Origin of the sequence: Aestuariibius violaceus, assembly GCF_040779325.2 — a bacterium.
Taxonomy (GTDB): domain Bacteria; phylum Pseudomonadota; class Alphaproteobacteria; order Rhodobacterales; family Rhodobacteraceae; genus Aestuariibius; species Aestuariibius violaceus.
The window spans coordinates 1-26,282 of record NZ_JBFONT020000001.1 but is presented as its reverse complement, the minus strand read 5'-3'; the positions used below and the strand labels follow the sequence as shown (position 1 = coordinate 26,282).

General features: G+C 65.5%; 24 protein-coding genes. 9 read left to right on the top strand and 15 right to left on the bottom strand.

What is annotated here, in order from left to right; translation table 11 throughout:
* Positions 1 to 34 precede the first annotated feature (34 nt).
* Positions 35 to 2,056, top strand: a complete 2,022-nt coding sequence (locus tag AADZ90_RS00120) for an FAD-dependent oxidoreductase (RefSeq protein ID WP_367311502.1) — start codon at positions 35 to 37, stop codon at positions 2,054 to 2,056.
* A 92-nt stretch (positions 2,057 to 2,148) separates the two neighbouring features.
* On the opposite strand, the gene AADZ90_RS00115 is transcribed toward AADZ90_RS00120, so the two are convergent.
* A complete protein-coding gene (locus AADZ90_RS00115; RefSeq protein WP_367311503.1) occupies positions 2,149 to 2,295 on the bottom strand; it encodes a hypothetical protein in 147 nt (48 codons plus the stop codon).
* Positions 2,296 to 2,496: 201 nt separating this feature from the next.
* Between AADZ90_RS00115 and AADZ90_RS00110 the strand changes: the two genes are divergently transcribed.
* Positions 2,497 to 2,922 carry a DoxX family protein gene (locus AADZ90_RS00110; RefSeq protein WP_367311504.1) on the top strand — a complete coding sequence of 142 codons (426 nt, stop codon included), beginning with the start codon at positions 2,497 to 2,499 and terminating at the stop codon, positions 2,920 to 2,922.
* 274 nt (positions 2,923 to 3,196) lie between these two features.
* Here AADZ90_RS00110 and AADZ90_RS00105 read toward each other — a convergent pair whose 3' ends face one another.
* From AADZ90_RS00105 to AADZ90_RS00065, 9 genes are all read right to left on the bottom strand, one after another.
* Complete coding sequence (locus tag AADZ90_RS00105; protein WP_367311505.1) at positions 3,197 to 4,438, bottom strand: mandelate racemase/muconate lactonizing enzyme family protein; 1,242 nt, start codon at positions 4,436 to 4,438, stop codon at positions 3,197 to 3,199.
* Complete coding sequence (locus tag AADZ90_RS00100; RefSeq protein ID WP_367311506.1) at positions 4,435 to 5,514, bottom strand: zinc-binding dehydrogenase; 1,080 nt, start codon at positions 5,512 to 5,514, stop codon at positions 4,435 to 4,437. The genes AADZ90_RS00105 and AADZ90_RS00100 overlap by 4 nt, the downstream gene beginning before the upstream one ends.
* Positions 5,515 to 5,560: 46 nt before the next feature.
* Positions 5,561 to 6,817, bottom strand: a complete 1,257-nt coding sequence (locus AADZ90_RS00095) for a TCR/Tet family MFS transporter (protein WP_367311507.1) — start codon at positions 6,815 to 6,817, stop codon at positions 5,561 to 5,563.
* Positions 6,814 to 8,142: a lyase family protein gene (locus tag AADZ90_RS00090; protein ID WP_367311508.1), complete on the bottom strand. Its 1,329-nt coding sequence runs from the start codon at positions 8,140 to 8,142 to the stop codon at positions 6,814 to 6,816. The genes AADZ90_RS00095 and AADZ90_RS00090 overlap by 4 nt, the downstream gene beginning before the upstream one ends.
* Positions 8,143 to 8,205: 63 nt before the next feature.
* Positions 8,206 to 8,991 carry a 3-oxoadipate enol-lactonase gene (gene pcaD, locus AADZ90_RS00085; RefSeq protein ID WP_367311509.1) on the bottom strand — a complete coding sequence of 262 codons (786 nt, stop codon included), beginning with the start codon at positions 8,989 to 8,991 and terminating at the stop codon, positions 8,206 to 8,208.
* A 148-nt stretch (positions 8,992 to 9,139) separates the two neighbouring features.
* Positions 9,140 to 10,330: an endonuclease/exonuclease/phosphatase family protein gene (locus AADZ90_RS00080; protein WP_367311510.1), complete on the bottom strand. Its 1,191-nt coding sequence runs from the start codon at positions 10,328 to 10,330 to the stop codon at positions 9,140 to 9,142.
* Positions 10,327 to 11,307, bottom strand: a complete 981-nt coding sequence (locus tag AADZ90_RS00075) for a threonine ammonia-lyase (protein WP_367311511.1) — start codon at positions 11,305 to 11,307, stop codon at positions 10,327 to 10,329. The genes AADZ90_RS00080 and AADZ90_RS00075 overlap by 4 nt, the downstream gene beginning before the upstream one ends.
* Positions 11,304 to 12,134: an alpha/beta fold hydrolase gene (locus AADZ90_RS00070; RefSeq protein WP_367311512.1), complete on the bottom strand. Its 831-nt coding sequence runs from the start codon at positions 12,132 to 12,134 to the stop codon at positions 11,304 to 11,306. The genes AADZ90_RS00075 and AADZ90_RS00070 overlap by 4 nt, the downstream gene beginning before the upstream one ends.
* Positions 12,131 to 12,820, bottom strand: a complete 690-nt coding sequence (locus AADZ90_RS00065) for a haloacid dehalogenase type II (protein ID WP_367311513.1) — start codon at positions 12,818 to 12,820, stop codon at positions 12,131 to 12,133. The genes AADZ90_RS00070 and AADZ90_RS00065 overlap by 4 nt, the downstream gene beginning before the upstream one ends.
* Before the next feature lie 166 nt (positions 12,821 to 12,986).
* On the opposite strand from AADZ90_RS00065, the gene AADZ90_RS00060 reads away from it, so the two are divergent.
* Positions 12,987 to 13,739 carry a GGDEF domain-containing protein gene (locus tag AADZ90_RS00060; RefSeq protein WP_367311514.1) on the top strand — a complete coding sequence of 251 codons (753 nt, stop codon included), beginning with the start codon at positions 12,987 to 12,989 and terminating at the stop codon, positions 13,737 to 13,739.
* A 91-nt stretch (positions 13,740 to 13,830) separates the two neighbouring features.
* On the opposite strand, the gene AADZ90_RS00055 is transcribed toward AADZ90_RS00060, so the two are convergent.
* On the bottom strand, positions 13,831 to 15,972 hold the full coding sequence (locus AADZ90_RS00055; RefSeq protein ID WP_367311515.1) for a xanthine dehydrogenase family protein molybdopterin-binding subunit: 2,142 nt from the start codon (positions 15,970 to 15,972) through the stop codon (positions 13,831 to 13,833).
* 3 nt (positions 15,973 to 15,975) lie between these two features.
* A complete protein-coding gene (locus tag AADZ90_RS00050) occupies positions 15,976 to 16,437 on the bottom strand; it encodes a (2Fe-2S)-binding protein (RefSeq protein ID WP_367311516.1) in 462 nt (153 codons plus the stop codon).
* 248 nt (positions 16,438 to 16,685) lie between these two features.
* On the opposite strand from AADZ90_RS00050, the gene AADZ90_RS00045 reads away from it, so the two are divergent.
* From AADZ90_RS00045 to AADZ90_RS00025, 5 genes are all read left to right on the top strand, one after another.
* Complete coding sequence (locus AADZ90_RS00045; protein WP_367311517.1) at positions 16,686 to 18,290, top strand: alpha-glucosidase family protein; 1,605 nt, start codon at positions 16,686 to 16,688, stop codon at positions 18,288 to 18,290.
* A 279-nt stretch (positions 18,291 to 18,569) separates the two neighbouring features.
* Positions 18,570 to 19,181, top strand: a complete 612-nt coding sequence (locus tag AADZ90_RS00040) for a hypothetical protein (protein WP_367311518.1) — start codon at positions 18,570 to 18,572, stop codon at positions 19,179 to 19,181.
* Positions 19,182 to 19,370: 189 nt separating this feature from the next.
* Positions 19,371 to 20,555, top strand: coding sequence for an MFS transporter (locus tag AADZ90_RS00035; RefSeq protein WP_367311519.1), 1,185 nt, complete (start codon positions 19,371 to 19,373; stop codon positions 20,553 to 20,555).
* A gap of 39 nt (positions 20,556 to 20,594) precedes the next feature.
* Positions 20,595 to 21,776: an NAD(P)/FAD-dependent oxidoreductase gene (locus tag AADZ90_RS00030; protein WP_367311520.1), complete on the top strand. Its 1,182-nt coding sequence runs from the start codon at positions 20,595 to 20,597 to the stop codon at positions 21,774 to 21,776.
* Between the two features lie 14 nt (positions 21,777 to 21,790).
* Entirely contained in the window at positions 21,791 to 22,636 is an 846-nt protein-coding gene (locus AADZ90_RS00025; RefSeq protein ID WP_367311521.1) for an NAD-dependent epimerase/dehydratase family protein, read from the top strand.
* A gap of 68 nt (positions 22,637 to 22,704) precedes the next feature.
* Here the strand turns inward: AADZ90_RS00025 and AADZ90_RS00020 are convergent, their stop codons facing one another.
* The 3 genes from AADZ90_RS00020 to AADZ90_RS00010 are packed head-to-tail and all read right to left on the bottom strand — an operon-like array spanning position 22,705 to position 25,452.
* A complete protein-coding gene (locus tag AADZ90_RS00020) occupies positions 22,705 to 23,496 on the bottom strand; it encodes a hypothetical protein (RefSeq protein WP_367311522.1) in 792 nt (263 codons plus the stop codon).
* Positions 23,497 to 24,474 (bottom strand): hypothetical protein, encoded by a 978-nt coding sequence (locus tag AADZ90_RS00015; RefSeq protein WP_367311523.1) that lies wholly within the window; start codon positions 24,472 to 24,474, stop codon positions 23,497 to 23,499.
* Positions 24,475 to 25,452, bottom strand: coding sequence for a DUF4123 domain-containing protein (locus AADZ90_RS00010; protein WP_367311524.1), 978 nt, complete (start codon positions 25,450 to 25,452; stop codon positions 24,475 to 24,477).
* Positions 25,453 to 26,047: 595 nt separating this feature from the next.
* Between AADZ90_RS00010 and AADZ90_RS00005 the strand changes: the two genes are divergently transcribed.
* Positions 26,048 to 26,282, top strand: a 235-nt coding sequence (locus AADZ90_RS00005) for a GTP-binding protein (RefSeq protein WP_411996905.1), incomplete at its 3' end; no start/stop codon positions are given.

Here is a 26,282-nt window from a genome sequence, read left to right as displayed (position 1 = left end):
CCACAGGCACTCTGCGCTCCGAGGAGGGCCCCCAATGACCGCATATCCCCATCTGCTCGCACCGCTCGATCTCGGCTTCACGACGCTCAAGAACCGTGTCCTCATGGGCTCGATGCATACCGGCCTTGAGGAAACGAAGGACTGGAACCGCGTCGCCACCTTCTACGCCGACCGCGCCCGCGGCGGGGTTGCCCTCGTGGTCACCGGCGGCATGGCCCCCAACAAGGAAGGCGGCGTCTTTCCCGGCGCCGCGGGGCTCTTCACCGATCAGGACATCGCCAACCACCGCATCGTTACCGATCGGGTCCATGACAATGGCGGCAAGATCGCGATGCAGATCCTCCATGCGGGCCGCTACGCCTACGGCCCAGACTGCGTGGCCCCCTCGGCCATCAAATCTCCGATCTCCCCCTTCCCGCCGAAAGAGCTCGACGAGGACGGCATCGAGAAACAGATCGCCGACATCGCCACCGCCGCCGCCCGCGCCCGCGAGGCGGGCTATGACGGGGTCGAGGTCATGGGGTCGGAAGGCTACTTCATCAACCAGTTCCTCGTCACCCACACCAACAAGCGCACCGACCGCTGGGGCGGCGCCTACGAGAACCGGATGCGCCTGCCCGTCGAGGTGATCAAACGCGTCCGCGCCGCCGTCGGCGACGATTTCATCCTCATCTACCGGCTCTCCATGATCGACCTGATCCCGGGCGGCTCGACCTGGGAGGAGGTCGTCCAACTCGCCAAGGCCGTCGAACAGGCGGGCGTCACCATCCTCAACACCGGCATCGGCTGGCACGAGGCGCGCATCCCCACCATCGCCACCTCCGTCCCCCGACGCGCCTTCACCTGGGTCACGAAGAAACTGATGGGCGAGGTGCAGATCCCCATCATCACCTCCAACCGCATCAACATGCCCGAGGTCGCCGAAAGCGTCCTCGCCGATGGCTGCGCCGACATGGTCTCGATGGCGCGCCCCTTCCTGGCCGATGCCGATTTCGTGGCCAAGGCGCAGGCCGGAACGCCCGAACTGATCGCGCCCTGCATCGCCTGCAACCAGGCCTGCCTCGACCACACCTTCCAGATGAAGATCAGCTCCTGCCTCGTGAACCCGCGCGCCTGCCACGAGACCGAGATCGTGATCGAACCCGCCGAGACCCCAAAACGCATCGCGGTCATCGGCGCCGGCCCCGCCGGCCTCTCGGCGGCCATCACCGCCGCCGAACGCGGCCACGACGTGACCCTCTACGACAAGGCCGACCAGATCGGCGGCCAGCTCAACCTCGCCAAGCAGGTCCCCGGCAAGGAAGAGTTCTGGGGCCTCGTCGACTACTTCCGCGCCAAGCTCGACGAAACCGGCGTGACCGTCCAGCTGAACCACGAGGCCACCGCCGACGACCTCGACCCCTACGACGAGATCATCGTCGCCACCGGCGTCCTCCCTCGCGATCCGCAGATCCCCGGCCAGGACCACGAAAACGTGGCGAGCTATATCGAGATCCTGCGCGGCCGCGAGGCCGGCCAGCAGGTCGCCATCGTCGGCGCGGGCGGCATCGGCTTCGACGTCGCCGAAACCCTCGTCACCGACGACAGCCCCACCGAAGACCTCGACGCCTGGCTTGAGGAATGGGGCGTCGGCGATCCCGAAAACGTCCGCGGCGGCCTCCGCCCCGAAGGCCCCCAACCGGACGAGGCCGCCCGCAAGGTCACACTCATCCAGCGCAAGTCCGAGAAACTCGGCAAGCGCCTTGGCAAGACGACCGGCTGGATCCACCGGGCCGCGCTCAAGATGAAGGATGTCGAGATGATCGGCGGGGTGAACTACGAACGCATCGACGGCGAGGGCCTGCATATCAGCTTCGGTGAGACCCGCGAAAAACCGCAGCTCATCCCCGCCGACACCATCGTCCTCTGCGCCGGCCAGGTGCCCCTGCGCACGCTGGCCGACACGCTCGAGGCCAAGGGCCGCAAGGTCCACGTCATCGGCGGCGCCGACGTCGCCGCCGAACTTGACGCCAAACGTGCCATCGACCAGGGCACACGGCTGGCGGCGGAACTCTAGCTCACCCAATGACACCCAACCCGCCCGTCCTCCCGTTTCGTGTCATCCTCGAACCGGTAGAACGAGTGATCTCCTTGGGCTAAACCCGATCCCTATCCCGGCACGCAGGCGGGGCTGTTCATGATCGCCGTCCGGGGGTCGGGATCCGTCGTGCTGAAGCGGATCGTCATCCCGCCCCACAGGCCGATATTTTCCCTCTGCGTGGCAAACGCCTCGGCGGCGGCCGGTATCTCCGCCATGGGCAAGATACACTCCACCGATCCGGTGCCGCGGAGCATATCAAACTGAATCCGGCACGACCCGTCCTCTTCGCCGCGCCGCTCGCAAGCCCCCGTCCGGAACGTGATCGCGCGAGGAGGCGGAAAACGCGAAACCCTGACTTTCCATCCAGGCTCCACGCGTTATATAGTACGAAAATCGTATTATCCGGACATCGCCCTATGCCGCTCTCCCTCTTCTCGACGCTCCTCCTCCATGCCGGACGGGTCATCCTCGCGTCGCTCTTCATCCTCGGCGGTCTCAACAAGATCGCCGATCCGCAAGCCTCGGTCGTGATGATGGAGGCTACGGGCCTGCCGCTCCCCGGCCTCGCGATCTACGCCGTCATCCTCCTCGAACTCGGCCTCGGCCTCGCGGTCGCGCTGGGCGGGGCCGTCGCAAGCGGGCGACTGGTCGCCCCTGCCGCCCTCGCGCTGACGCTCTACACCCTCGCGGTCAATGTCTTCTTCCACCCCTTCTGGGCGATGGAGGGCGTGCAGGCGCAGACCGAACTCTCCCTCTTCTTCAAGAACGTCTCGGTCATGGGCGGCCTGCTCGCCATCGCCGGTCTCTACCTCGACCGATCGGGCGCGCCCGATCGCCCGTGATTGTAGGATGGGTGATTTCACCCATCATCCTACCCTGGAAACAATCCCGCCCCTCCGTGTCATTATCCCCACCGTTGCGCTGCAGTGCAGCAGAACGGTCCGTTACCGTACGATCCGCGTCCGAAATGTCCGACAGAAGTCCGACAGGAAGCCGACCGGATGCCGCCACGCCGCAACGCCCCGAATCTCCTCGATTAACCCGCAGATCGTGCCGATTCGGCAGGGCAGGGCGGTTGCGCCTCTCCGGCCCGCCGTCCGCCCCGGTCACATCCCGTTAAGACCCGCCCGCCTTCTCATCGGAAGGCGCACCGCCCTCGAAGGAATTCGGCGCGTCATAGCGCGGCGGCGCCTCCTGCATCTCCAGATGCAACCGGTTGCCTTCATAGGGATGTGCCCGCGCCAGATCCTCATCGACCTCGATGCCCAGCCCCGGCGCATCCGAAAGCGTCACAGACCCGCCCTCGACCCGAATGCCGCCTTTTATCAAGGCGTTATGGAACGGCGTCTCGATCGTCTCGGCCATCAGCAGGTTCGGAATGGCCGCCGCCAGATGCAGGTTCGCCGCCCATTCCACCGGCCCCGCATACAGATGCGGCGCCACCTGCGCGCCGAAGGCCTGCGCCAGAACCGCGATCTTGCGTCCCTCCCAGATGCCCCCCGCCCGGCCCAAAGCAGGCTGCAGGATCCGCGCCGCCCCGGCCTTCAGAACGGCCGCGAACTCGGCCGACGTCGTCAGCCGCTCCCCCGTCGCCACGGGGATCGACGTGGCCCGCGCGACCTCCGCCATCGCCTCGACGTCATCCGGCGGCACCGGCTCCTCGAACCACAAAGGATCGAACGTTTCCAATGCTTTAGCCAGCCGGATCGCGCCCCCGGGCGTAAACTGCCCATGCGTCCCGAACAGCAGATCCGCCCGGGTTCTCACCGCCTCCCGGATCGCTCGGCAAAACCGCACCGATAGATCGATATCCCACAAGGACGGCTGGTGCCCCCCAAAGATTGTATAGGGGCCCGCCGGATCGAACTTCACCGCCGTATAGCCCGCCTCGACCAGCCGAACCGCCGCGTCCGCTGCCATCTCTGGCGACGACCAGAATTCGGCCCAAACCCCGTCAGGCGGATAAAGGTAGCTATAACAACGGATTGCCTCATTCACCCGCCCACCCAGAAGCGCATGAACCGGCCGCCCCCGCGCCTTGCCGACGATATCCCAGCAGGCGATCTCAAGCCCCGAAAACGCCCCCATCACCGTCGGATCCGGCCGCCCCGTGAAGCCCGCAGAATAGACGCGCTGGAACATCCACTCCACCCGCTCCGGGCTTTCTCCCGCCATATGCCGCGCGAAGACGTCCTCGATGACCGCCCGCATCGCCTCGGGACCCACCGTGCTGGCATAGCACTCGCCATACCCGATGACCCCGTCATCGGTCGTCAGCTTGACGATGATCCAGTATCGCCCGCCCCAGCCCGGCGCGGGCGGGGCGATGACGAAGATTTCCAAGTCCTTGAGTTTCATCGGAAAACGATCACGTTCCGCCGGGCCGCCCCGCTCTTGGTGTTGGCGATCGCCTCGTTGATCTGATCCAGCGACCACCGGCCCGAGATCAGCCCGTCCAGCTCCAGCCGCCCCTGCCGGTAGAGGTCGACGATCCACGGAATATCGCGCTGCGGCACCACGTCCCCCATCTTCGACCCGATCACCCCTTGGCCCGTCGCGGCCATGATGACGGGTTCGTAAGAGGCCATTTCCCCCAGATGCGGCATCCCCACCATCACGACCCGCCCGCCCGGCGCCAGATAGCGCGGCGCGGTGTCGAAAGCGGCGATCGCGCCGACCGTGACCAGCACCGCATCCGCGCCGCGCCCGAGGGCCGCGCGCGCCTCCCGCCAAGGCGCCTCGACGGTGGCAAGCACCCCGTCCGTCGCCCCGAACTCCTTGGCGACGCTCAGCTTTTCCTCGCTCATATCGACCGCCACGATCCGTCGGGCGCCCGCCACCCGGGCCCCCTGGATGGCGTTCAGGCCGACGCCGCCTGCGCCGATCACCACGGCATCCTGCCCGGCCCGCAGCCCCGCCGCGTTGACCACCGCACCGACCCCGGTGATGACCCCGCAAGCCACCAAGGCGGCGGCCTCGGCGGGCACGTCATCGGCGACCGGCACGACCTGGCTCTGGTGCACGACGACCCGTTCGGCAAAGGCGCCGCAGGCCATCGCTTGGGTCAGCGGGTTGCCGTCCGGCAGGCTCAACGGCCCCTCATCGGCCAAGGCCTCGCAATGGACGGGCCGCCCGGATGCGCAGCTGGGGCACCCGCCGCAGGCCCGGATCAGCGTCACGATCACCCGGTCGCCTTCGGCCAGCCCGCACACGTCCGGGCCCACCGCCGCGATGCGCCCCGCCGCCTCATGGCCATAGACCGCGGGCAAGGCCCCACCCCAGGCCCCTTCGGCGAACGAGATGTCGGAATGGCACACCGCCACCGCCTCGACCACGACTTCGACCTCGCTGCCCTGAGGCGCCCGCAGCAGCACCTCCTCCACGCTCAAGGGCGCGCCGAATTCCCGGCACACGGCCGCACGGATTGCCTTCATTCCCGTCCCCTTTCGGGACAACGCTCTGTCTTGCTTCATCTTTTCGCTATCCCGTTTTCGTCATTTTGCGCCGCCCCCGCGACGTCACCCCGAAGAAGACCGGCAGGCAGACCAACATCAGCAGGGCCGACAGCGCGAACGGCGCCCCCGGCAGATAAAGGGCCTCATCCGCAGTGAAGGCCCAGAAGATCTGCGTCATCACCAGCGGCGCGAAGATCTGCGCCACCGACTTGGTCGAGGCGATGACGCCCTGAAGCTCTCCCTGACTGTCATCGGCGACCCGTCGGCTCATCATCCCCTGCAGCGTCGGCGTGATGATCGCCCCCAGTGCCGTGAACGGCGTGAAGATGATGGCGACCAGCCCGTTCTGGAGGAACACCAGCACCATGAACGCCACGAAGTTGAAGGCCAGCGCGCCCGTCACCGCCCGCCGTTCCCCGAAGGTCGGAATGATCCACCGGATCAACCCGCCCTGCACGATGGCCATCGCGATCCCGAACGCGCCCAGCGACAGGCCCACCATCCCGCTATCCCAGCCGAACGCGGCCTGACCGTAAAAGGCCCAGGTCGCCGGATAGACGATGAAGGCGAATTCATAGAGGAAGACGAGGACAAGCAGCCGCGTCACCTCGGGCAGTTTTCCCAACGCCGCAAAGGCCGCAAAGGGGTTCGCCCGCTTCCAGAGGAACGGCCGTCGAATCCGGTCCGTCACCGTCTCGGGCAGCACGAAATAGCCGAAGACAAGGTTCAGCGCCGCCAGCCCCGCCGCCGCATAGAACGGTGCCCTTGTGCCGAATTCGCCCAGCAGCCCGCCGATCACCGGCCCCAATACGAAGCCGATCCCGAAGGCCGCGCCGACCAGCCCGAAATTCGCGGCCTTCTCCTCGGGTTTCGAGATATCAGCGATGAAGGCCGTCGCCGTCGACTGCGTCGCCGCCGTGATCCCGCCGATGGCCCGCGCGACGAACAGCAGCCACAGCGATTGGGCCGTCGCCATCACCAGGTAATCCGCCGCCATCACAGCCAGGGACACTAGCAGGACAGGACGCCGCCCGAACCGGTCGCTCAGGCTCCCGATCGCGGGTCCGAACGTGAATTGCATCACGGCGAACAGCGTCGTCAGAACGCCGCCCCAGATCGCCGCATCGCCCAGCGTCCCGCCGTCGATCTCCTGCAGCAGGTCCGGCATCACCGGGATGATCAGCCCGATCCCCATCGCGTCGATCATCAGCGTGATCATGATGAAGACGAAGGCCCGCTTCGACCGTCGCGGCGCCTGCGTCGCCACCGGCGCGTCCGTCACCCCAACGCCCTCACGGCCGCGGCGAAGGCCCGCGCCTCCGCGGGCGCCTGCCCAAGCGACGCCGCCGCATCGAAGACGCCAGTCAGGTCCGCCTCCGGAAAGTGCTCTGCTGCACGCGCCTGCAATCCGCGCCCCGGCTGAACCTTCCGGCACATCTCCTTCACCGCCGCCTGCGCGTCAGGTCGCGGCATGGTCTCCGCCAGCCGGAACGACAGTGCTTCGGCAAAGATCAGCCCCGTCCCATCATCCAGCCCGCGCGCCATCGCCTCCGGCACCGGGGCCACCGATCCGGCCAGCTCTTCCGCCAAAGCCAAAGCCCGCCCCACCGCCAGTACCAGCTGAGGAAGCGCCAGCCACTCGGCCATCCATGCCGCCCCGTCCCGCTGCTGCCGATGCGCCGCCGCGCCCTGCAAGGTCACGTTCAACCCCACCGCATACCGCGCGAGTGCCGAGATCATCGCAGGCCCCACCGGGTTCTGCTTCTGCGGCATCGTCGAAGACCCGCCAGACGGTCCCAGCCGGACCTCCCCGATCCCGCTCTGTGCCAACAAATGCAGGTCCTCAGCCATCTTCGCCAACACGCCCGCGACCCGCACCATCCACGCCGCCAGAGCCACCACGGGTTGCCGGTCAGCATGCCAAGGGCCATTCGGCACCCCAAGGCCCAGCCCCTCGGCCAACCCCCGCGCGACGTCCGGCCCGTTATCCCCCATCGCCGACAGCGTCCCCGCCGCCCCGGACAGGCTCACGACCAGCGCCCGCTCCCGCAGCGGCTCCAGGTCCTCAAGCAACGACAAGACCGGCCGCCCCCACCCGGCGGCAATCCCGCCAAAGCATACCGGCACCGCGGCCTGACCCCAGGTCCGACCGGCCATCGGCAACTCGGCATGGTCCTCCGCCAACCGCCCCAGCGCCCGGCAAAGGCCCGCCATCCGGCCCTCGAACACCTCCAGCACCCGCCGCATCCGAAGCATCAGGGCCGTGTCGACGATATCCTGCGAGGTCGCCCCGTAATGCACCCAGGCCGCGTGGTCCGGCGCGCCCATTTCCGCCCGAAAGGCGGCGACCAGCGCCGGCACCGGCACGCCACTCCGCCCGGTCTCCGCCGCCAAGGCACCGGGGTCGAGCTGTATTTCCATACTCATCCGGTGGATGGCCGCCGCCGCCGTCTCCGGGATCAACCCGGCCGCCGCCTGCGCCTTGGCCAAGGACCCCTCGACGAGCAGCATCGCCCGCAGCTCTGCCGTATCGGTGAGCAGCGCCCCGATCTCGCGATCTCCGGCCAGCTCCCGGTACAAGGCGGACTCGAACAAGGACGCTGCCATCAGCAAATCACCCACAGGCTCATCCGCCGGACCGTGACCCGCCCATGCCTACCTGTAAACCCGCTAAAGATGCCCGATCTCGCGCAGGAAACCCGTCAGCAAAGCCGCGTAGGTCTCGGGGTCCTCGACGCAGGGCAGATGCCCAACACCCCGCATGATCTCGAACCGCGCACCGGGGATCAGATCCACGGTTTCCTTGACCAGATCGGGGGGCGACGCCGCATCCTCGCTGCCCGCGATCCCCAGGGTCGGCAGCCGCAACCCGGAGGTGGGCGAGATCATGTCGGCCCGCGCGATCGCCGTACAGCCGCCGATATAGCCTTTGGATGAGGCGTCCAGCAGCCGATCCCGCCAGGCATCGCGCCCGGCAAAGCCGGGAGCGAACCACCGGTCGAGCACCCCGTCGGCCACGCCGACCATCCCGTGCGCCTCGACCGCCGCGATCCGCTCCTGCCAGAGATCGGGATGCCCCATCTTCACAGCCGTATTCGACAGAACCAGCCCGCGCACCAGATCCAGCCGCTTGGCCGCCAGCCCCTGCGCGACCATCCCGCCCAAGCTCAGCCCGACAAGCACCGCCTGCTCTACGCCGCAGGCATCCAGCACAGCCTCCGCATCGACGATCAGCGCCCCCATCGTATAAGGCGGCTCCGGCACCGACGACCGTCCGTGGCCCCGCATATCGAACCGGATCACCCGCAGATCGTCCGGCAACCGCGCGACGACCTCGTCCCACAGCCCCAGATCCGTCCCCAGCGAGTTGAGAAACAGCACCACAGGCCCGTCCGCAGACCCCTCATCCCGTAGAAACAGCTCCGCATCGTGCCGCTTCGCAACCTTCTCTTCCACGCGCCTCACGTCTTTATTCACCCTCTGTGCATCCAGTAACCTTGCGGTCCATTAACCTTAACGCCCCCGCCCGATCAAACGCGCCGACGCGTCCCCTTCATCTGGCCAAAAGTACTCAAATCCGACATCAACCACCCATCCCCACGGCTCACTCATAAAGCCGCAGATGCGCCATGATCTGCCCGTGATCCGAGGCGAGCTTGTTGTACGGTGCCTCCGGATGGCTCCCATCGGTCAGGTGGTCGTTCAGCACGCTGAAATACTCCATCTCGCCGATCCGCCCCTCGTAATCCGGGTGGAAATGGCGGCTCAGATAGATCTGATCGATACTCTCAAAGACACCACCGAACGCCGCAGTATAGACCATGTCGCGCAGCGATTTCCGCACAAACAGCTTCTCTGCTGAATGGAGCCGCACCGCCTCCACGTCCTCCCGGATCTGCTCCGCTTCTTCCTCTGAATACCGGTCGCCCTGATGCTCCGCATCGTGCCGCCGCATCCAGGCATAGTTCCGGAACGGTGCCTCGCCCGAGATGATCTCGGAACTCACCGCCGCTTCGCCGTCGTTGAAGTCGCCCATCACGATCACGGGCTCGCCGCGGCCCAGCGAGGCGAGCACCGCCCGCCGCAGCATCCATGCCTCCGCCATCCGCCGCAGCCCCGCGCGAAGCGACCCAAGCGCCCGTGCTGCCGCATCGTAATTCGTCAGATCGGCCGCTGGCGCGAACGCCGCCCCGGGGCCCCGATCATACTCCCCCAGCTTCGATTTAAGATGGCAGTTGAAGACCGTCACGATCCGCCCGCCCACCGGCACCCGTACCTTCAGCACGGGCCGCGACAGCCGCTCCATCCGATAGCTCCCGCACGGCTCCCCGTCGAGCCCGCGGAACCCGATTTCGACCGGCGGGTCAAGCACCTGCATCACCTCCGGCGGCTCCGCGAAGCCATGCCGCGACAGCACCGCAACCCCCGGCCGCCGCTGCCCCGGCCCTCCATCATTGGCGTTCGGCGCCACGATCATCTCCGCGCCGCGGTATCCCTTGACCTCGAGCTTGCGGAAAATCGCTTTCCGCGCATAGCGCTTCGACGGATCCGGCACGCTTGCCGCATTCGCGACCTCCGCCCGCCGGTCGGTCTCCGCCACGACGGCACCCAGCGCCTCCTCCTCGAAGATCTCCTGAAACCCCACGACATCCGCATCGAGGCTGAGCAGCTGATCGGCCAGCCAGTCCTGCTTCCAGGCGTGCTCCTCGGGCGTATACCGCTCGAACTTGTAGTACTCCTCGTCCGGCCCGATCAGGTTCTTGACGTTGAAGCTCGCAACCGAAAACCGCGTCACAGCGCGACCCCATGCTCAGTGATCGCGCGCGAGAAGATGGCCGGGTCCACGTTCCCGCCCGAGGCGACGACGATGACATCCCCGCCCTCGCTCTCGTCCGGATGGAACAACGCCGCGGCCAATCCGACCGCGCCGCCCGGCTCCAGCACCATGTTGAGATGGCTGAACGCCACCGCCATCGCCTTGAGCGCCTCCTCCTCCGTCACCACGATGCCCGGCCCGCAGAGCCGTTTCATGATCGGAAAGGTCAACTCCCCCGGCGACGGCGACAGGATCGCATCGCAGAGCGCCCCGGGCCGCGGCTCGATCGACTGGATCGACCCCGCCTCGAGCGACTTCTTCACGTCGTCAAACCCCTCTGGCTCCACTGGTCGCGGCTTCAGCCCCGGCGCCTCCGCCTCCAGCGCCAGCGCGATGCCCGAGGTCAGCCCGCCACCGCCGCAGCAGATCAGCACATCGGCCACTTCGACGCCCGCGGCCTTGGCCTGCTTCGCGATCTCAAGGCCCGTGGTCCCCTGACCGGCGATCACCTGCGGCTCGTCGAATGGCTTGATCAGCGTCAGCCCGCGCTCTTCGGCAAGCTTCGCGCCGATGGCCGCCCGGTCCTCGCCGGCCCGGTCGAACAGCTGCACCTCGGCCCCCAGCCATTCGGTATTCCGCCGCTTCGCCTCGGGCGCGTCCGCGGGCATCACGATCACCGCAGGCACGTCATGCGCCGCCGCGGCCATCGCGACCCCTTGCGCATGGTTGCCGGACGAAAACGCCACGACGCCCGCCTCGCGCTGCTTGCCTGACAGAGAGGTGATCGCCGACCACCCGCCGCGGAACTTGAAAGATCCGGTATGCTGCAGGTTTTCGGCCTTCACGAAGACCCGCCGCCCCGCGATGGCGTCCAGTTGCGGCGCCGTCAGCAGCGGCGTCCGCCGCATATAGCCCGCCAGCCGCTGGTCCGCCGCGCGGATCATGTCGTAATTCATTGCAATCCCTCCAGGAATTCTTCGATCAAAACCACTGCTTCGGGCTCGTCCAGGAACGGCACATGCCCTCGATCCGGCACCTCGGAAAACCGCATATCCGGTCGCCGCCGCCGCATCTCGGCGACGGTTTCCCGCGACAGCAGGTTCGAATTGGCTCCCCGGATCAGGCCCAAAGGCAACCCGTCCAGCGCGTCAAACAGCGGCCACAGATCCGCGCCGCCCGTCGCCTCTGACTGGGCGATCACCGCCTCCCGCAGCGCCGGATCATAGAGCAGGTCCAACCCGTCCGCCTCCTGCCGCCACCACCGCCGTGCGGCGGCGCGCCACTGGTCGAGTGTCATGCCGGGGAAGCCGTCGGCCATGTTGACCGACAAAGCCTCCGCCGCCGCATCGTAATCGGCGAAGGCGGGGCGGCGGCCCAGATAGGTCATGATGAACTCGATCCCAACCGGCTCGATCACCGGGCCGATATCGTTCAGCAAGACGCCCGCCAGCCGGTTCTTCGCCGTCGCGGCCAGCAGCATCGCGATCAGCCCGCCGCGCGAGGTGCCGAGGATGGCCGCCCGATCCACGCCCAGACGATCCAGAAGGGCCAGCGCATCCTGCCCCTCCTGCATCAGGCTGTAGGTCTCGGGATCGGCATGATCCGACGCCCCGCGCCCGCGGTAATCCATCCGGATGATCCGCGCCTGACTTGCGAACCGGTCCACCACCGGACCGAAATCGGCCATGTTCCGGGTCAGCCCGGCAAGGCAGAGCAGCGGCAGCCCGTCGCCCACATCGTCATAGGCCAGTGACAGGCCGTCTTCGGTCCTGAACGTCTTCACAGCCGCGCCGCCAGATCCGGGATCGTCACCAGGTCATGCAGGATGGTCTCTGGCGGCGCATACAGCCGGTCCACTGGTAGCCCGGCCCGGTTCACCCAGACGGTCCGGAACCCGAAGCCCGCCGCGCCCACCGCATCCCACCCGTTGGAGGAGACGAACAGCACCTCGTCCTGCGCGCAGCCGAACGCGGCCTCGACCATCCCGTAGACGGTGTCATGCGGTTTGAAGACGCCGACATCCTCGACCGACAGTACCTTGTCGAGCCGGTCGCCGATCCCGGCCGAGGCCACCGCACTGTCCAGCATCCCCGGCGACCCGTTCGACAGGATGCCGGTGGCATAGCCCCCGGCCTTCAGGGCCGACAGCATCTCCGGCACCTCCGGATAGGCGGACAGCTCCCGGTAGAGCGCCAGCAACCGCTCCCGCAACGGCGTATCCTCATCCAGCCCCGCCTTCTCAAGCGCCCAGTCGAGCCCGTCTTCCGTCACCTGCCAGAAATCGCAATGCCGCCCGGCTACGGCCCTCAGCCAGGTATATTCCAGCTGCTTCGCCCGCCAGTCGGCGGCGATCTCCGGCCAACGCGCGGACAGTTCAGGGAACTCTGGCTCCTCCGCCGCCTCCCGCGCCGCCGCGGCCACGTCGAAGAGCGTTCCGTAAGCGTCGAAGATGCAAGTCGTGATCGGCATGGCCCCTCCCTCCGCTGGCGCACAGTGCCAGCGGTGATCGGCTGATGAAAGGGCAAAGGCGCGGCGGCACATCACGCGGATTTGCGATGATGTCTTCTGAATTTCTTACGGAGAATAAACGATTGTTAAACCAAATCCGGCGAGCGTGGGTGGAGGAGGGATATGCATGGTCAAGCTGCTCGAGGCGCTTGCCGCGCGATCGCTGGTCGACGGCGCTGTCAAATGCACCGGTCTGGTTGCGCTCATCGTCGGGGCGCATTTCGCCGTGGATTACCTGCTGGATGGCCGGCTCTCGATGCCGCCGGGCGAGTTGATCCTGACCACAACCCTCGTCGGCGCGCCCGTTCTGGCGCTTTTGATGGCAGCGGTCGCCCATTTCAGCCGGTTGGAGCAGGCGCTGGCCGTCACTGCCTCGACGGATATGCTGACCGGTCTGCCGAACAGGCGCGCCTTCTTCGCCGCCGCGGGAGAGATGCTGGAAGCGGGGCAGGAGGGGCTCGTCCTTCTTGTCGACGTCGATCACTTCAAGGCGATCAACGACACCCACGGCCATGCTGCCGGCGACATCTGCCTGCGCGCCATCGCCGACCATCTGCGCATGATTACAAGAAAAGGGGATGTGGTCGCCCGTATCGGGGGAGAGGAGTTCGCCGTCTTCATGCCGAACTCGCCCGCATCCGCCGTGCCAGCGATCGAACAGCGCCTCTGCGAACGCCTCTCCGTCAGGATCTCACAGGATGCGGAGGCTCTTCTCATGACGGTCTCCGCAGGCGCAACGACCGTTCAGAGCGGAGATGCCATTGAGCGGCTGCTAACCCAGGCCGACAATGCGCTTTACCGTGCCAAGGCAGCCGGGCGCGCCTGTCTTGTCGTTCATCGGCAGCACGACACCGTCACACCATTTCAGAAGCGGGCCTGACGACGAAAGAGGCTTTCAAGCCGATAGGGTACTGCAGTTGGCCCCCGGCGATGCGGCGCCGGGGGCCAAGTGCGGATCTTAAGGGCCGGGTTCAAGATCCCGCTGATTGGAACGGCAACTGCCGCGGCGAGCTGCCCGTGAGCGACCGCCAGGCATTGGCCATCGCGGGCGCGATTGGCGGCACGCCAGGCTCCCCGACCCCGGTGGGATCATTGTCGCTGTTGATCATCGATACCTCGACTGCGGGCATGTCGTAGATGCTCATCAGCGGATAGGTGTCAAAATTGCCCTCGCGGACAAGCCCGCCATCCTCGATTACGATCTCATTATAGAGCGCCGTGCCCAGCCCAAAGCCGATCCCGCCTTCCATCTGTGCAAGGACGACATCCGGATTGACCGCAAAGCCGCAATCGACGGCGCACCAGACGCGCGTGACGCGCGGCATGCCGCGATCCTCCTCGACCTCGGCAATCATCGCCACGTAAGAGCCGAAGCTTTCATGCAGGGCGACGCCCATTCGCCGGTCCCCGGTGCCGGGCCCCGACCAGTCGGCCATATCTGCAACCCGCTCCAACACGGCGCGGTCGCGTCCCGCCTCGGGCCGGATCAGCGCCAGCCGCCCCTCGACCCGATCCTGACCACCCTGCTCAAGCAACTCGTCCAGGAAGATCTCGGTCGCATAGGCGGTATGGGTATGCCCGACCGCCCGCCACCACAGAACCGGAACCTGGCTTTCCATCCGTGCCCATGACACGCGATGAGCCGGCCACGCATAGGGCATCTGGGTCGACCCTTCGTAAGAGGTCGGGTCCATCCCGTCCTCCAGCATCCCCTCAAAGGGGGAGCCTGCGATGATCGACTGGTTCGCGATGGTGTTTTCCCAAGCGACGATGTTGCCATCGGCATCCAGCCCGCCACGGATCCGGTGGACGGTCAGCGGGCGATAGTAGCCGCCGCGGATGTCATTCTCGCGCGTCCAAAGCAGTTTGTAGGCGCCCGGGCCGGCGGTCCGCCCGATGCTGGCCAGCTCCGCAGCCAGGTGAGAGGCCGGCTGGGCCCGGCGGCCAAAGCTTCCGCCGGCATACATCGTGTTGAGCGTGATGTTGCCGGGATCCATCTCGAGGACGGCGGCCATGACATTCTGGTCCACCGTCTGGATCTGTGACCCCATCCAGACCTCCGCCTCGCCCTCGCCAAGCTGGATCACGCCGTCGAGCGGTTCCAGCGGCGCATGGGCGAGAAACGGAAAGGTGAACTCGGCCTCAAGCACGGTCTCCGCGCCTTCAAGGGCCGCATCGACATCTCCCGCTTCCTCCGCAACCCGGCCGCCGGCACGTGCTGCTTCGGCCCAGATGCGCGCCAACTCGGCCGACGATCGGGTCTCGGCATTCGTTTCATCCCATTCCACCGAAAGTGCGTCGCGCCCCCGGAAGGCGGCAAAGGTGTTTTCGGCATAGACCGCCACGCCCGACGGGATCTGGGCAACGCGCAGCACACCCGGTACCTCCATTGCCGCACTGTCATCCACCGACACAACGGTCGCGCCAAATTTCGGCGGATGCAGCACCGCCACCGTTTCCATCCCGTCGAGATAGACGTCGATGGTGAACATCGCCTCGCCATTGGACTTTCCAAGCCCGTCGATCCGCTCGACCTTCTGGCCGATATAGATGAAATCGGCCGGGTCTTTCAGTGGCGGATCCTCCGGCATCGGCATCGACCGCGCCGCCTCTGCCAACTCGCCAAAGGTGGCGGTGTTGTTCGACGCTGCATGGCTCAGCACGCCCTGCGCTACAACGATCTCTTCGGCGGGCACGCCCCATTCCTCCGCTGCGGCGGCAACCAGCATCCCGCGGGCAGCGGCGCCTGCCCGGCGCATCTGCATGTAGGAATTGGCCATCCCGGTCGAGCCGCCGACACCCTGCAATCCGAATGCAAAGTTGGCGTAGAGCTGGGCATTGGCGGGCGCGCTTTCCGCCCGCATCTGGGACCAGTCGGCATCAAGCTCTTCCGCGACAAGCGATGCCAGCCCGGTATTCGCGCCTTGTCCCATCTCCAGATGCTTGACGAGGACGGTCACCGTGTTGTCCGGCGAGATGCGAATGAACGCGTCAGGGTCGAAATTCTGCGGCTGGGCCTGCTGGGCGCGTGCGCTGCGCGGCAGCATGACCGAGATGATCAGGCCGGCCGATCCGGCAAGGAAGGCGCGGCGGCTTGGATTCAGAAGATTCATCGCTCAGCCCTCCAACGTTTCAGATGCCTGACGAACCGCGAGCCGGATCCGCGCATAGGTGGCACACCGGCAAAGATTGCCCGCCATCGCATCGTCGATCTCCTGATCGGTCGGACTCGGCGTTTCCTGCAGAAGCGCCGCCGCCGCAACGACCTGGCCCGACTGACAATAGCCACATTGCGGTACGTTCAGATCGACCCAAGCCGCCTGAACAGCTTCGGCCTCAGGCCCTTCGAGCCCTTCGATCGTGCGGATATCGGTGCCAGCCACGGCATCGACCGGGGTCACGCAAGCGCGCGAGGCGAACCCGTCGATCAGAACTGTGCAGGCCCCGCACTGGGCGATGCCGCAGCCGAATTTCGTGCCGGTCAGGCGAAGATTGTCGCGCAGAACCCAGAGAAGCGGCGTCTCGGGATCGACGTCGACCTCCTGCGTCTGGCCATTGACGGTGAGGGAAATGGACATGGGCGAGCTGGCTCCTCTCGGAAAGGGTGAAAGCTGGCTTGATGCTTAAAAACTGTAACGCAGCATCACAATTTCCAGTCGAAGCACTGTAAAAATACACGCGATAGGTGACTCTTTGTGCTTGACGGCCAGGGCCCGCGCAGTGAGCACGAGTCGGCAGAGGCATCTGCGCCGGCGGGTGCCGATCGGTCGCAACCAAAACCGGCGTTTGTGGTTGGACCCGAACGTTTGCCGGGACGGAGGATGTCATGAGCGAGTGGTGGCGCGGCGCGGTGATCTACCAGATCTATCCGCGATCCTTTCAGGACAGCGACGGCGACGGGATCGGCGATCTCAAAGGGATCACGCGGCGCCTCCCCCACGTCGCGGATCTGGGCGCCGACGCGATCTGGGTCTCACCGATCTTTACCTCGCCGATGGAGGATATGGGCTACGACGTGTCGGACTACACTGACATCGACCCGATGTTCGGCACGCTCGCGGATTTCGACGCTCTGGTGGACGAGGCACACAGGCTCGGGCTCAAGGTCATCGTCGATCAGGTGATCTCTCACAGCGCCGCGAAACACCCCTGGTTCGCGGAAAGCCGGGCATCGCGCGACAATCCCAAGGCCGACTGGTACGTCTGGGCCGACCCAAAACCCGACGGCTCGCCGCCCAATAACTGGCCCTCTGTCTTCGGCGGCCCGGCGTGGGAGTGGGAGCCGCGGCGGCGCCAATACTACCTGCACAACTTCCTGATCTCGCAGCCGGACCTCAACTTCCATAACTCGGCGGTTCAGGACGCGTTGATCGAAACGATGCGCTTCTGGCTCGACCGTGGCGTCGACGGCTTCCGGCTCGACACGGTGAACTATTACTTCCACGACGCCAAGCTGCGGGACAATCCGCCCGCTCCAGACGGCGGTTGGGAGATGGCGACCGACGTCTACGGGATGCAGGACCACAGATATTCCAAGACCCAGCCCGAAAACCTGCCCTTCCTGGAACGCCTGCGGAATCTGACGGATCAGTACGACGACCGGATGATGGTCGGCGAGGTCGGCGAGCATGGCCAGAAATCGATCGACGTGATGGCCGAATACACCCGCGGCGAAAAGCGTCTCCACATGGCCTATTCCTTCGCCATGCTCGGGCCCCAGTTTTCCCCCAAACACTTCCGCACCTGCATCGATGGCTTCCTCAAAGGCGCCCCCGACGGCTGGCCCTCCTGGTCGTTCTCCAACCACGACGTCCCCCGCCATGTCACCCGCTGGGCAGAGCATGGTGCAAACCCCGACGCGCTGGCCCGCCTCTGCCTCGCGATGCTGATGAGCTTTGAGGGCACGATCGGCATCTACCAGGGCGAAGAGCTCGGCCAGACCGAGACCGAGCTGGTCTATGAAGAACTCACAGATCCGCCCGCGCTCCGCTTCTGGCCCGAGATCAAGGGCCGTGACGGCTGCCGCACCCCCATGGTGTGGGAGGCGAACGCCCCCCACGGCGGCTTCACCACCGGCACCCCCTGGCTCCCCGTCAAGGCCCCCCAGCTCGCGAACGCGGTCAATGGTCAGGGCGCCCACAGCGTCTTGCGCTTCTACAAGGACGTCATCGCCTTCCGCAGCCAGAGCCCTGCGCTCAAGGCAGGCCGCACGGAATTCCTCGACACCCCCGATCCCATCCTCGCCTTCCTCCGCCGCCACAAGGACCAGACCCTCACCTGCCTCTTCAACCTCTCCCCCCTCCCGCAGGAGATCACCCTCGACTGCGAACCCCGCGCCACCGCCCTTTCCCGCTGCAAGGTAAAAGGCTCCGTCATCACCATCCCGCCCAATGGCTTCGGCTGGTTCGAGGGGGAGTTCAGGGCGGCCTAGAGCGATCCGCGAACGCCAGACACCAAGGCTCGTTGGTTTTTGCCTGTGCATCCGCCCGGCCCGGTTTGCTGGAGGTCATATCCTGCGACTAAGTGCGTCGGACCGTCTGGATCAGCGCTCCGTAGCGCCGGACAGCACCGCTTTGCTCTCTCAGAAGGCGAGCACAACGTAGGGCGCGATGAGGGATCGCTCTGCTGAATCCACCAGACCGGGCCAGATCACACGCTAGATCCTCGCAGTGGAATGTGCAGGATCCCGCATCGATCTGGAGAGGCTCGTATGAAATCGATTGCCAAGGTCTTATTCGGAGCAGTTCTGGGCGCGGCATTCGCACTCTGGATCATCAAAGAGAGGGTGCAATGGCTGTCGTCGCTGACCTTCACCCTCGAAGCGCCACCGGTTCCATTGTCTGTGCTGGCCTCGATCCGGGAGGCCGAAGACGTCTCCTACGCCGGCCGCTCGCCGTTGCGGCGGCTTGGCGAGGCGGGGCAGGACATTCTGGTCTTCGCATCACCCGAGCTGGCGTATCGGCTGAACTCCTCGGTGGGGCGATACAGGATCAAGGCGCAGACGATCGAGGCGATCCTGCCATGGGCGATCGATGAAGGGTATCTCGTGCTCGACGATATACCGGAAGACGCCTTTGCCCACGCCCTGGCTTACTTCTCTGAACAACCGGCCCTCAACGACTGGCAGGCTGCGGTTTACCTGGCGTGGCTCAGGTCTGAACATGCCGGTCTCGCCGCCGTGAGCTGGCCTGACATCGCGGCAGATCCCGAACTCGTGGCCAAGCTCTATTCCGGATACATGGGGGCGGGCGGCGCCTGGGACGCCTGGCGCGCCGACCTGGTGCCAGGCCCTGTCGCACGGCGACGGTTGGGCCTTAACTGATCGCTTGGGGCATCACGCCTCGCATCGGGTGACTTCGCGATCCGCCCGACCCGCAATCCAGCGGATATTGGTCACAGTCCTCTCGCGACTGGCATTCCGCAGACCGGCTTTTGACGCAAAGCGACCATCACGATCTTCGCCGCCGATCCGGCTTGCCCTCATCCGCGCCATGACGCAGCGTCCGGCGCCATGGCCCTCCGGCAGAACACGACCATCCGGCGCCTCCTCACGACCCAGATCCCCGCGGATTTCGCGGACTGGCTCCACTTCGTCGCCATCGGCGCGCTCCTCGCCTTCACCTGGCAGGTCGAGCCGATCGTTTTCGCCCTCCTCGCGGTCGCGATGGGGCTGCCCTACATCCTCGTCGGGCCGCTCGCGGCCTACTGGATCGATCGCAGCGGCATCCGCGGCGTCCTGATCGGCAGCAACCTCGCCCGCGCGCTGGCCATCGCCGCCTTCACTCTCGCCGAAAGCTGGCCGGTCCTGCTCGCCCTGGTCTTCCTGGCAAGCTCCATCGATGCCGCCTTCACCCCGGCCAAGCAGGCGGCGATCCAGGCCGCCACCACCCCGGAAGATCGGATGGCGGCGAACAGCATAAGCCACGCGATCAACCAGGCCTCCAAGATCGTGGCCCCGGCCCTTGGCGGGGCGCTTCTGATCGCCTTCCAGCCGCAGCAGGTGTTCCTGCTGAACGCTGCTATCTCCGGCCTCGCCGCAGCGCTTCTCATGCGGCTCCCGGTCATCGAACGTCCGGCGCCGGAAGACGACGGCGGCCCCCTCGCCGGCCTGCGCGCGGGCTGGGACGAGGCGATGGGCAAACCGCGCCTCAAGGCTGCGCTCGGGCTGATGGCGGCGGGCTATTTCGCGATGTTCTTCTACGACACCCTGATCGCCCCGCTGACACGGGACCTCGGGTTCGACCCGCAAACGCTCGGCCTGGCCCTCGCCGCCGTCGGCGCAGGCGGCGTGCTGGGCGCGGGCACGCTCAGCCTACGGCCAACCGAACGGCCCTTCCGCTTGATTTCTATCAGCGCGCTGGTTGGCGGCCTCTGCGCCGCTTGCCTCGGCCTGGCAGAGGCGCGCGAGGGCCTTCCGCTCGCCGCCTTCCTCGGGCTCTTCTTCGCAATCGGCATCGCCTCGGCTGCAACCGTCGTCCCGATCCGGACCGTCCTGCAAAGCGAAACCCGGCCCGACCGTATGGCCCGCGTCACCGCTCTCAGCGAGGCGGCCAACACCTCCGCCCTCCTCATCGCGCCCTTCCTCGGTGCCGCACTCGCCGCCGCCACGACGATCGGTTCGGCATTCGTCGCGGGCGGCGCCATCCTCCTGCTCATCGCCCTCGCCGCGCTAGTGATCCACCGGCGCGATCCGTGACGCTTCCCTCCCGCCATCAGCCGGTCTAGCGTCCGCCCCATGACAGAGCGGTTCGATGTCGTGATCATCGGGGGGGCCATGATGGGATCCTCCGTCGCCTGGTGGCTCTCCCGCCATCCGGATTTCAACGGCTCCATCTTGGTGCTCGAACGCGACCCGACCTTCGCCCAGGCCTCCACCACCCATTCCAACAGCTGCATCCGCCAGCAATTCGGGAGCGAGATCAACATCCGCATCTCGCAGTTCGGGGCGGAATTCCTAAAGAACTGGCGCGACTACCTCGGCTCGGCCGCCCCGAAACCCGCCTTCAGGGAGTTCGGCTATCTCTACCTGGCCGCCGATGAGCCTTTCGCCGACGCACTCCGCGCCAACCACGCTCTGCAAACCGACCTTGGCGCCGGAACGGTGCTGCTGTCCCCTGAAGAGATCACGGCGCGCTACCCGATGATCGACCCCACCGGCCTCCTTCTCGGCAGCCTCGGCACACGGGACGAGGGGTATTTCGACGGCCACGGTATCCTCGCGATCTGGCGGGAGCAGGCCAAGGCGGCGGGCGTCACCCGCCGGACGGCCGAGGTGACGGGCCTCCGGCGCACAGGCGCCCACATCACCACCGTTTGCCTCGCCGATGGCAGCACGATCACGGCGGGCGCCGTCGTCAATTGCTCCGGCCCCAGCGCCGCCTACACCGCGCAGATGGCGGGCCTCGACCTGCCCGTCGCGCCGCAGAAGGCCTATTCCTTCCTGTTCGATGTGGCAGAGCCGCTGCCCCTCGACCTGCCGCTCACCATCACGCCGAACGGTGTGCATGTCCGCCCCGAAAGCCGTTCGTCCTACCTCGCGGGGTGCATGGACGCCGCCGGGCCAGGCGCCGATTACGACGATTTCCAGATGGACCACGCGCTCTGGATGGACCTTGTCTGGCCGACGCTGGCCGAGCGCATTCCGGTCTTCGAACGCATCAAGCTGCGCACCGACTGGGTCGGCCACTACGCGATCAACACGCTGGACCACAACGCCATCGTGGGCGCCCATCCCGAGGCCGGAAACTTCTACCTCTGCAACGGGTTCTCCGGCCACGGCCTGCAGCAATCGCCCGCCATGGGCCGCGGCCTGGCCGAACTGATCGCGACCGGCCGCTACCAGACGCTCGACCTCTCGCCCCTGGGCTACGAGAGGGTCGCCGAACGAACCCCGCTGGTCGAGCGGGCCGTGATCTGAAGGGAAGGACCATAATGCGGAAATTCAAGAAACTCGTCCTCACCGGTGCCTGCGGCGCGCTCGGCTCCGTCCTGCGCGAGCCGCTGGCGGGCATGGCCGAGGCGCTGCTCTCGACCGATATCGCCGACGCGCCCGACACCCTGCACGAGAACGAGACGTTCACACAGGCCGACCTCGGCAAGATGGATCAGATCGAACCGTTGCTCGAAGGCGCCGACATGGTCGTCCATTTCGGCGCCATCCCCGACGAGGCGCCCTTCGATGAGCTTCTGGGCCCGAACTTCTTCGGGTCCTACCACATCTGGGAGGCCGCCCACCGCCACGGCGTCCGCCGCGTCGTTTACGCCTCGTCGGTCCACGCGGTGGGCATGCACCCCTCCGCCGACGGCATCGACCTGACGGCGCCCCACCGCCCCGACACGTTCTACGGCCTGTCCAAGTGTTTTTCCGAAGACCTTGCCCGCCTCTACTGGGAAAAGCGCGGGCTAGAGGCCGTCTGCATCCGCATCTTCTCCTGCCAGCCCGAACCCGCAAACATGCGCGCGCTGGGCACGTGGCTCTCCTACCCCGATCTGGTGCGGCTGGTGCAACGGTCACTCGACACGCCCACCGTCGGTTTCGTCCCGGTCTACGGCGTCTCGAACAACGACCGCTCGCCGGTCAACAACCACCAGGCCGCCTTCCTCGGCTACAAGCCCCAGGACAATGCGGAGGATTACTACGACAAGGTCATCGCCACCGCGCGGCCAGCCGATCCCCAGGACCCGTCACAGATGCGCCTGGGCGGCCCCTTCGCCATCGTGCCGCTCGGCGAAAGCGGCGTCGCAATGATCAAGAAGATGAGCGAGGCGGCGGATTAACGCGGGTTGGCCGGAGCAGCCGTGAGGTCGTGATCAAACCGGTTTGACCCCGAACCGCCCTGTTCGGCCTATTCGTTCGGGCCAGCCTCGGGCAGCGCGCTCGCCTTGATCAATTCTGCCATCGTCGGCAGGATGCCGAGGTCGACGAGCGCGATCTCGACCGCCTGCGCGCGTTGCACCTGAGCGGGGTCCGCTGAGTCGAGTTGCGTCTCCTGTGACGCCACCAGCGTGCCGGGTCCGATCGGGAAGAGCAGGGTGCCGTCGGGCATGTCCGCCGGTCTGATCTCGTGCGCGAACCAACCAAGCCAGCCGCCCCAGGCGCGGTGTTTGTGAATGCGCCCCTCAAGCTCGTAGAGGTAGGCGTCGAACCAGATGTATCGCGGAACGCGCCAAGCGACGAAGAGTTCGGTAAGGCGCCGCCAGCCGGCGAGGTCGAGGATCACGGCACCTCGGCTCACGTAAGAGGCATAAACCAGCTGCTCGGAATGCATCATGCGGGTTCCGCCCCTGTAGCGGACCTGGTCGTAGTAGTCGTACGGCACGTCAGGCGGCGAAGGGAATGCATGCGGCAGTTTGAGGGTGTAAGCCTCGTCAATCGTTCCGATATCGCCCAGCTCTTTCGTTTTGCGCCGATGCTCGTTCTTAAGGTATTCCAGATAAGCTTCAGGCTCCCTGACAGGGTTCATGCCGGTATTGTTGTGCGCTTCTTCATCGGTGCGCGAGTAGACCCAATTACCGGTGAAGATCAGTTCGCCTTCCAGAGCGCGGCCAAAGGCAAGAAATTCGTCCATTGCTTTGAGAAGTGGCCAACGAACGTTGTCTAAGTAGGCATACATGTTGACTTTGTTTCGGACGTGCATTCAAAGCGCTCCTCTTCCCCAACCGCCGAAATCCGACAGAGGATCGGATGTCCGCATGTCCACCTCGTGCATTTCCTCCAGAACTGTCCCGTAGGTCATCGGCTCATGGCGGTCCGTCACAAAGAAATAGCCGCGGAGCTGAGTCATGATGGTGAAAACGGATCGCACATTGCGGTTGCTGAAGACCCATCTTAGGCCAACGACATGCTCCGGACCGTCCGGTCCAATCGTAGCCACCTGTCGATCCAGCTGTGTACCGAAAGCTGCTTCCAGCGTGCTGTCACCGCGACCCTGGGGACCGGGCGCTTCGGGCGCCTCAGACGGATCATCTCTAAGTGCGTCCACATTCACATACTTCCCATACCCGAACTTCGTTTCGATCAGCGTGCAGCCGATGAAGTCCAGCCCGTCCCAGCTGCCCGTGCGCCCGCGACGCCATTCCCATTCGCTGATGCTGACATGAAGCCGCTCTTCGCCCGAGAAGGAGCTGACGGTCGTCGCATAGGCAAACCATGGGATCACATGATGCTGATACACCGCACCGATCGAAGAATAATAGGGCCGCTCGACGGTGCCTCCCTGAAAGGAACGCAGGTAATCCTGCCCCTCTTCGGCCGGCGGGCAATGCGGGCAGTTCCCATCTTCTTCGTGGCATCTTCGCCTGAGGCGCTGCTGGACAGTTTCTTCGTTCTCTCGTTCGCGCGTGCCAAGGTCCAGATCTGGCCAGCGTCTCGGTACTCTGGGGGCCGGCTGGCGTTGCGGTTGACGCTCGGGATCGCGTTCGCCCTGCGTCGTGCTGCCTCGTCGGATGCGCTCGATTTCACGGCGGATGTCTTCGATCGTGATCGGCGGATCGACAGGCCGTCGTCGGAAATCGCGATCCCGGTGGTAGGCAAGCAGCGCCGCTGTCGAGGTGGCGGCGAGGCCAACGCCGACCACGATGAGGCCCCAGCCGAGAGGTGCGAGAATAATAGGCATCTAGTTTGCCCTTCGTTTTTGATTATCGAGGTACCAATGCATTCGGTAAATCCAATCGAGTGCAATATCTTCGCTGCGGCCGGGCTCTCGACGCATTGAGATGAAGGGCTTGGTTTCAAGGCAAGCAGGCCAACGAGGCCGGTCGTAGGCGAAAATCAATTCCATCATTCGCGACCGAATATCCGCGTCCTTGATACCCACGTCGAGGCAGAAGTCGATGAACTCCCTAAGCAGGAAGGACAGAGCGCGCGGGGTTCGATATTCTTCAGTTGTCCAGTCCGGCCCGATCTCAAACAGATCATTTGCTGCGTCGATCATGTTTCTGTGCAGGATGAGCCGTCTGATTTCCATCCTTTCGGGCAAGGCGGGTGGCGGGACAGGGTCAGGCAAAGGTATCGATGCCGTCAGGACGATCGTCCTGACGACAATTGGGCAGATCATCCGGTCCGCCACATCTCCCATGATCCCACGAAATGTCTGGTGATAAGACGGGAAAAGGTGCGCGTTGTCCGCAAAGGGTGGGAACAGCCGGGGTTCCCAGAATTTGAAGAAACTCCACCGCCCGGTGTGATCTTTCAGGCGAGTGAACTTGCGTAGCTGCTTTCGAAGCTCATCAAAGGTGGCTGACGACCTTAGATAAATCCCCGGCTCGCGTTCCAAGAATTGGTTCGGTCCATCGCCTTGTGTGAATAACCCACTTGTAAAGGTGTTGCCTTCTTCGAGGCGCGCGATCCATGGGGCGACGTCACGCAGGTCTTCTGCGGCGCCGCCCTGAAACATGCACGCATGGTCCAGATCCGATGCCTCCAGAAGCTCAAGCAAGCCGGGTATCTTGGCCACATCAAGAACGGCATAGGTGTGCAGAAGACGGATCGGACGGCCTTCGATGACACCCTCTTGGCCGAACAACGTGTCCCGCAGTGTCCGGGGAGCGGTCAGCGGTTCGGGCGTGCCTGGCTGGTTGTCCAGCGGCTCCACGTTTTAGACGGTCTCGATTTCAAGGAACGTTTCGGTCGCCGTCCGGGTCCCGTTGCCGATGCTATCCGGCGACTTCGTCCAGCAATCATCCTCGCCCGGATCGTCTGTCACAGGCACCCCTTATCGCTTGTCGACCCGCACGGGTCTGATGATGAAGAACTCCAATGCAGCGAGTCTATCCGGATTGAAATTGCCGTGCCATAGCCTCTGTGCGCGAAAAGGCTTTGAGTGGATTTCCGAAATCGGCTCAATTAGGGATCATAGAGCTGATTGTCGCCACCCGTTGCGTGTCTCTCGGCCGGACGGTCCGTTAACCCGGGTTTTCGGCCGGAAATTGTCCGACAGAATGCCGACGTAAAGCCGACGGGATGCCGACACGCCGGATCGCCGGATTTTGCTTGGGTTAACGGGTGATTCGCGGGGTTTGCGACGTTTGGTGTGGCGGCCGCGCGAACGCGCTCTTTAAGTTCCTTTCACCTCTGTGGCGGGCCGCTGCGTCATTCGCTTGATTTCCCCCGGTCATGGTCCTATGTCGCGCCCGTCTGAGAACCGGGCGCGCCGCCGCGCCCCCTTATGAAAGAGGCGCTCAAGGCTTATGGCGAAGGAAAAGTTTGAGAGAAACAAGCCGCATGTGAACATCGGCACGATTGGTCACGTTGACCATGGGAAGACGACGCTGACGGCGGCGATCACGAAGTATTTCGGGGACTTCAAGGCGTACGACCAGATTGACGGCGCGCCGGAGGAGAAGGCGCGGGGGATCACGATCTCGACGGCGCATGTGGAATACGAGACCGACGCCCGCCATTACGCCCATGTCGACTGCCCGG

Excerpts from the sequence above, each read along its gene's own strand:
- AADZ90_RS00040 (WP_367311518.1), top strand. The coding sequence starts at position 18,570 with ATGAAATCGATTGCCAAGGTCTTATTCGGAGCAGTTCTGGGCGCGGCA.
- AADZ90_RS00025 (WP_367311521.1), top strand. The coding sequence starts at position 21,791 with ATGCGGAAATTCAAGAAACTCGTCCTCACCGGTGCCTGCGGCGCGCTC.
- AADZ90_RS00060 (WP_367311514.1), top strand. The coding sequence starts at position 12,987 with ATGGTCAAGCTGCTCGAGGCGCTTGCCGCGCGATCGCTGGTCGACGGC.
- AADZ90_RS00045 (WP_367311517.1), top strand. The coding sequence starts at position 16,686 with ATGAGCGAGTGGTGGCGCGGCGCGGTGATCTACCAGATCTATCCGCGA.
- AADZ90_RS00115 (WP_367311503.1), bottom strand. The coding sequence starts at position 2,295 with ATGGCGGAGATACCGGCCGCCGCCGAGGCGTTTGCCACGCAGAGGGAA.
- AADZ90_RS00055 (WP_367311515.1), bottom strand. The coding sequence starts at position 15,972 with ATGAATCTTCTGAATCCAAGCCGCCGCGCCTTCCTTGCCGGATCGGCC.
- AADZ90_RS00030 (WP_367311520.1), top strand. The coding sequence starts at position 20,595 with ATGACAGAGCGGTTCGATGTCGTGATCATCGGGGGGGCCATGATGGGA.
- AADZ90_RS00020 (WP_367311522.1), bottom strand. The coding sequence starts at position 23,496 with ATGCACGTCCGAAACAAAGTCAACATGTATGCCTACTTAGACAACGTT.
- AADZ90_RS00105 (WP_367311505.1), bottom strand. The coding sequence starts at position 4,438 with ATGAAACTCAAGGACTTGGAAATCTTCGTCATCGCCCCGCCCGCGCCG.
- AADZ90_RS00120 (WP_367311502.1), top strand. The coding sequence starts at position 35 with ATGACCGCATATCCCCATCTGCTCGCACCGCTCGATCTCGGCTTCACG.
- AADZ90_RS00100 (WP_367311506.1), bottom strand. The coding sequence starts at position 5,514 with ATGAAGGCAATCCGTGCGGCCGTGTGCCGGGAATTCGGCGCGCCCTTG.
- AADZ90_RS00075 (WP_367311511.1), bottom strand. The coding sequence starts at position 11,307 with ATGAATTACGACATGATCCGCGCGGCGGACCAGCGGCTGGCGGGCTAT.
- AADZ90_RS00015 (WP_367311523.1), bottom strand. The coding sequence starts at position 24,474 with ATGCCTATTATTCTCGCACCTCTCGGCTGGGGCCTCATCGTGGTCGGC.
- AADZ90_RS00035 (WP_367311519.1), top strand. The coding sequence starts at position 19,371 with ATGGCCCTCCGGCAGAACACGACCATCCGGCGCCTCCTCACGACCCAG.
- AADZ90_RS00050 (WP_367311516.1), bottom strand. The coding sequence starts at position 16,437 with ATGTCCATTTCCCTCACCGTCAATGGCCAGACGCAGGAGGTCGACGTC.
- AADZ90_RS00110 (WP_367311504.1), top strand. The coding sequence starts at position 2,497 with ATGCCGCTCTCCCTCTTCTCGACGCTCCTCCTCCATGCCGGACGGGTC.
- AADZ90_RS00065 (WP_367311513.1), bottom strand. The coding sequence starts at position 12,820 with ATGCCGATCACGACTTGCATCTTCGACGCTTACGGAACGCTCTTCGAC.
- AADZ90_RS00090 (WP_367311508.1), bottom strand. The coding sequence starts at position 8,142 with ATGGCAGCGTCCTTGTTCGAGTCCGCCTTGTACCGGGAGCTGGCCGGA.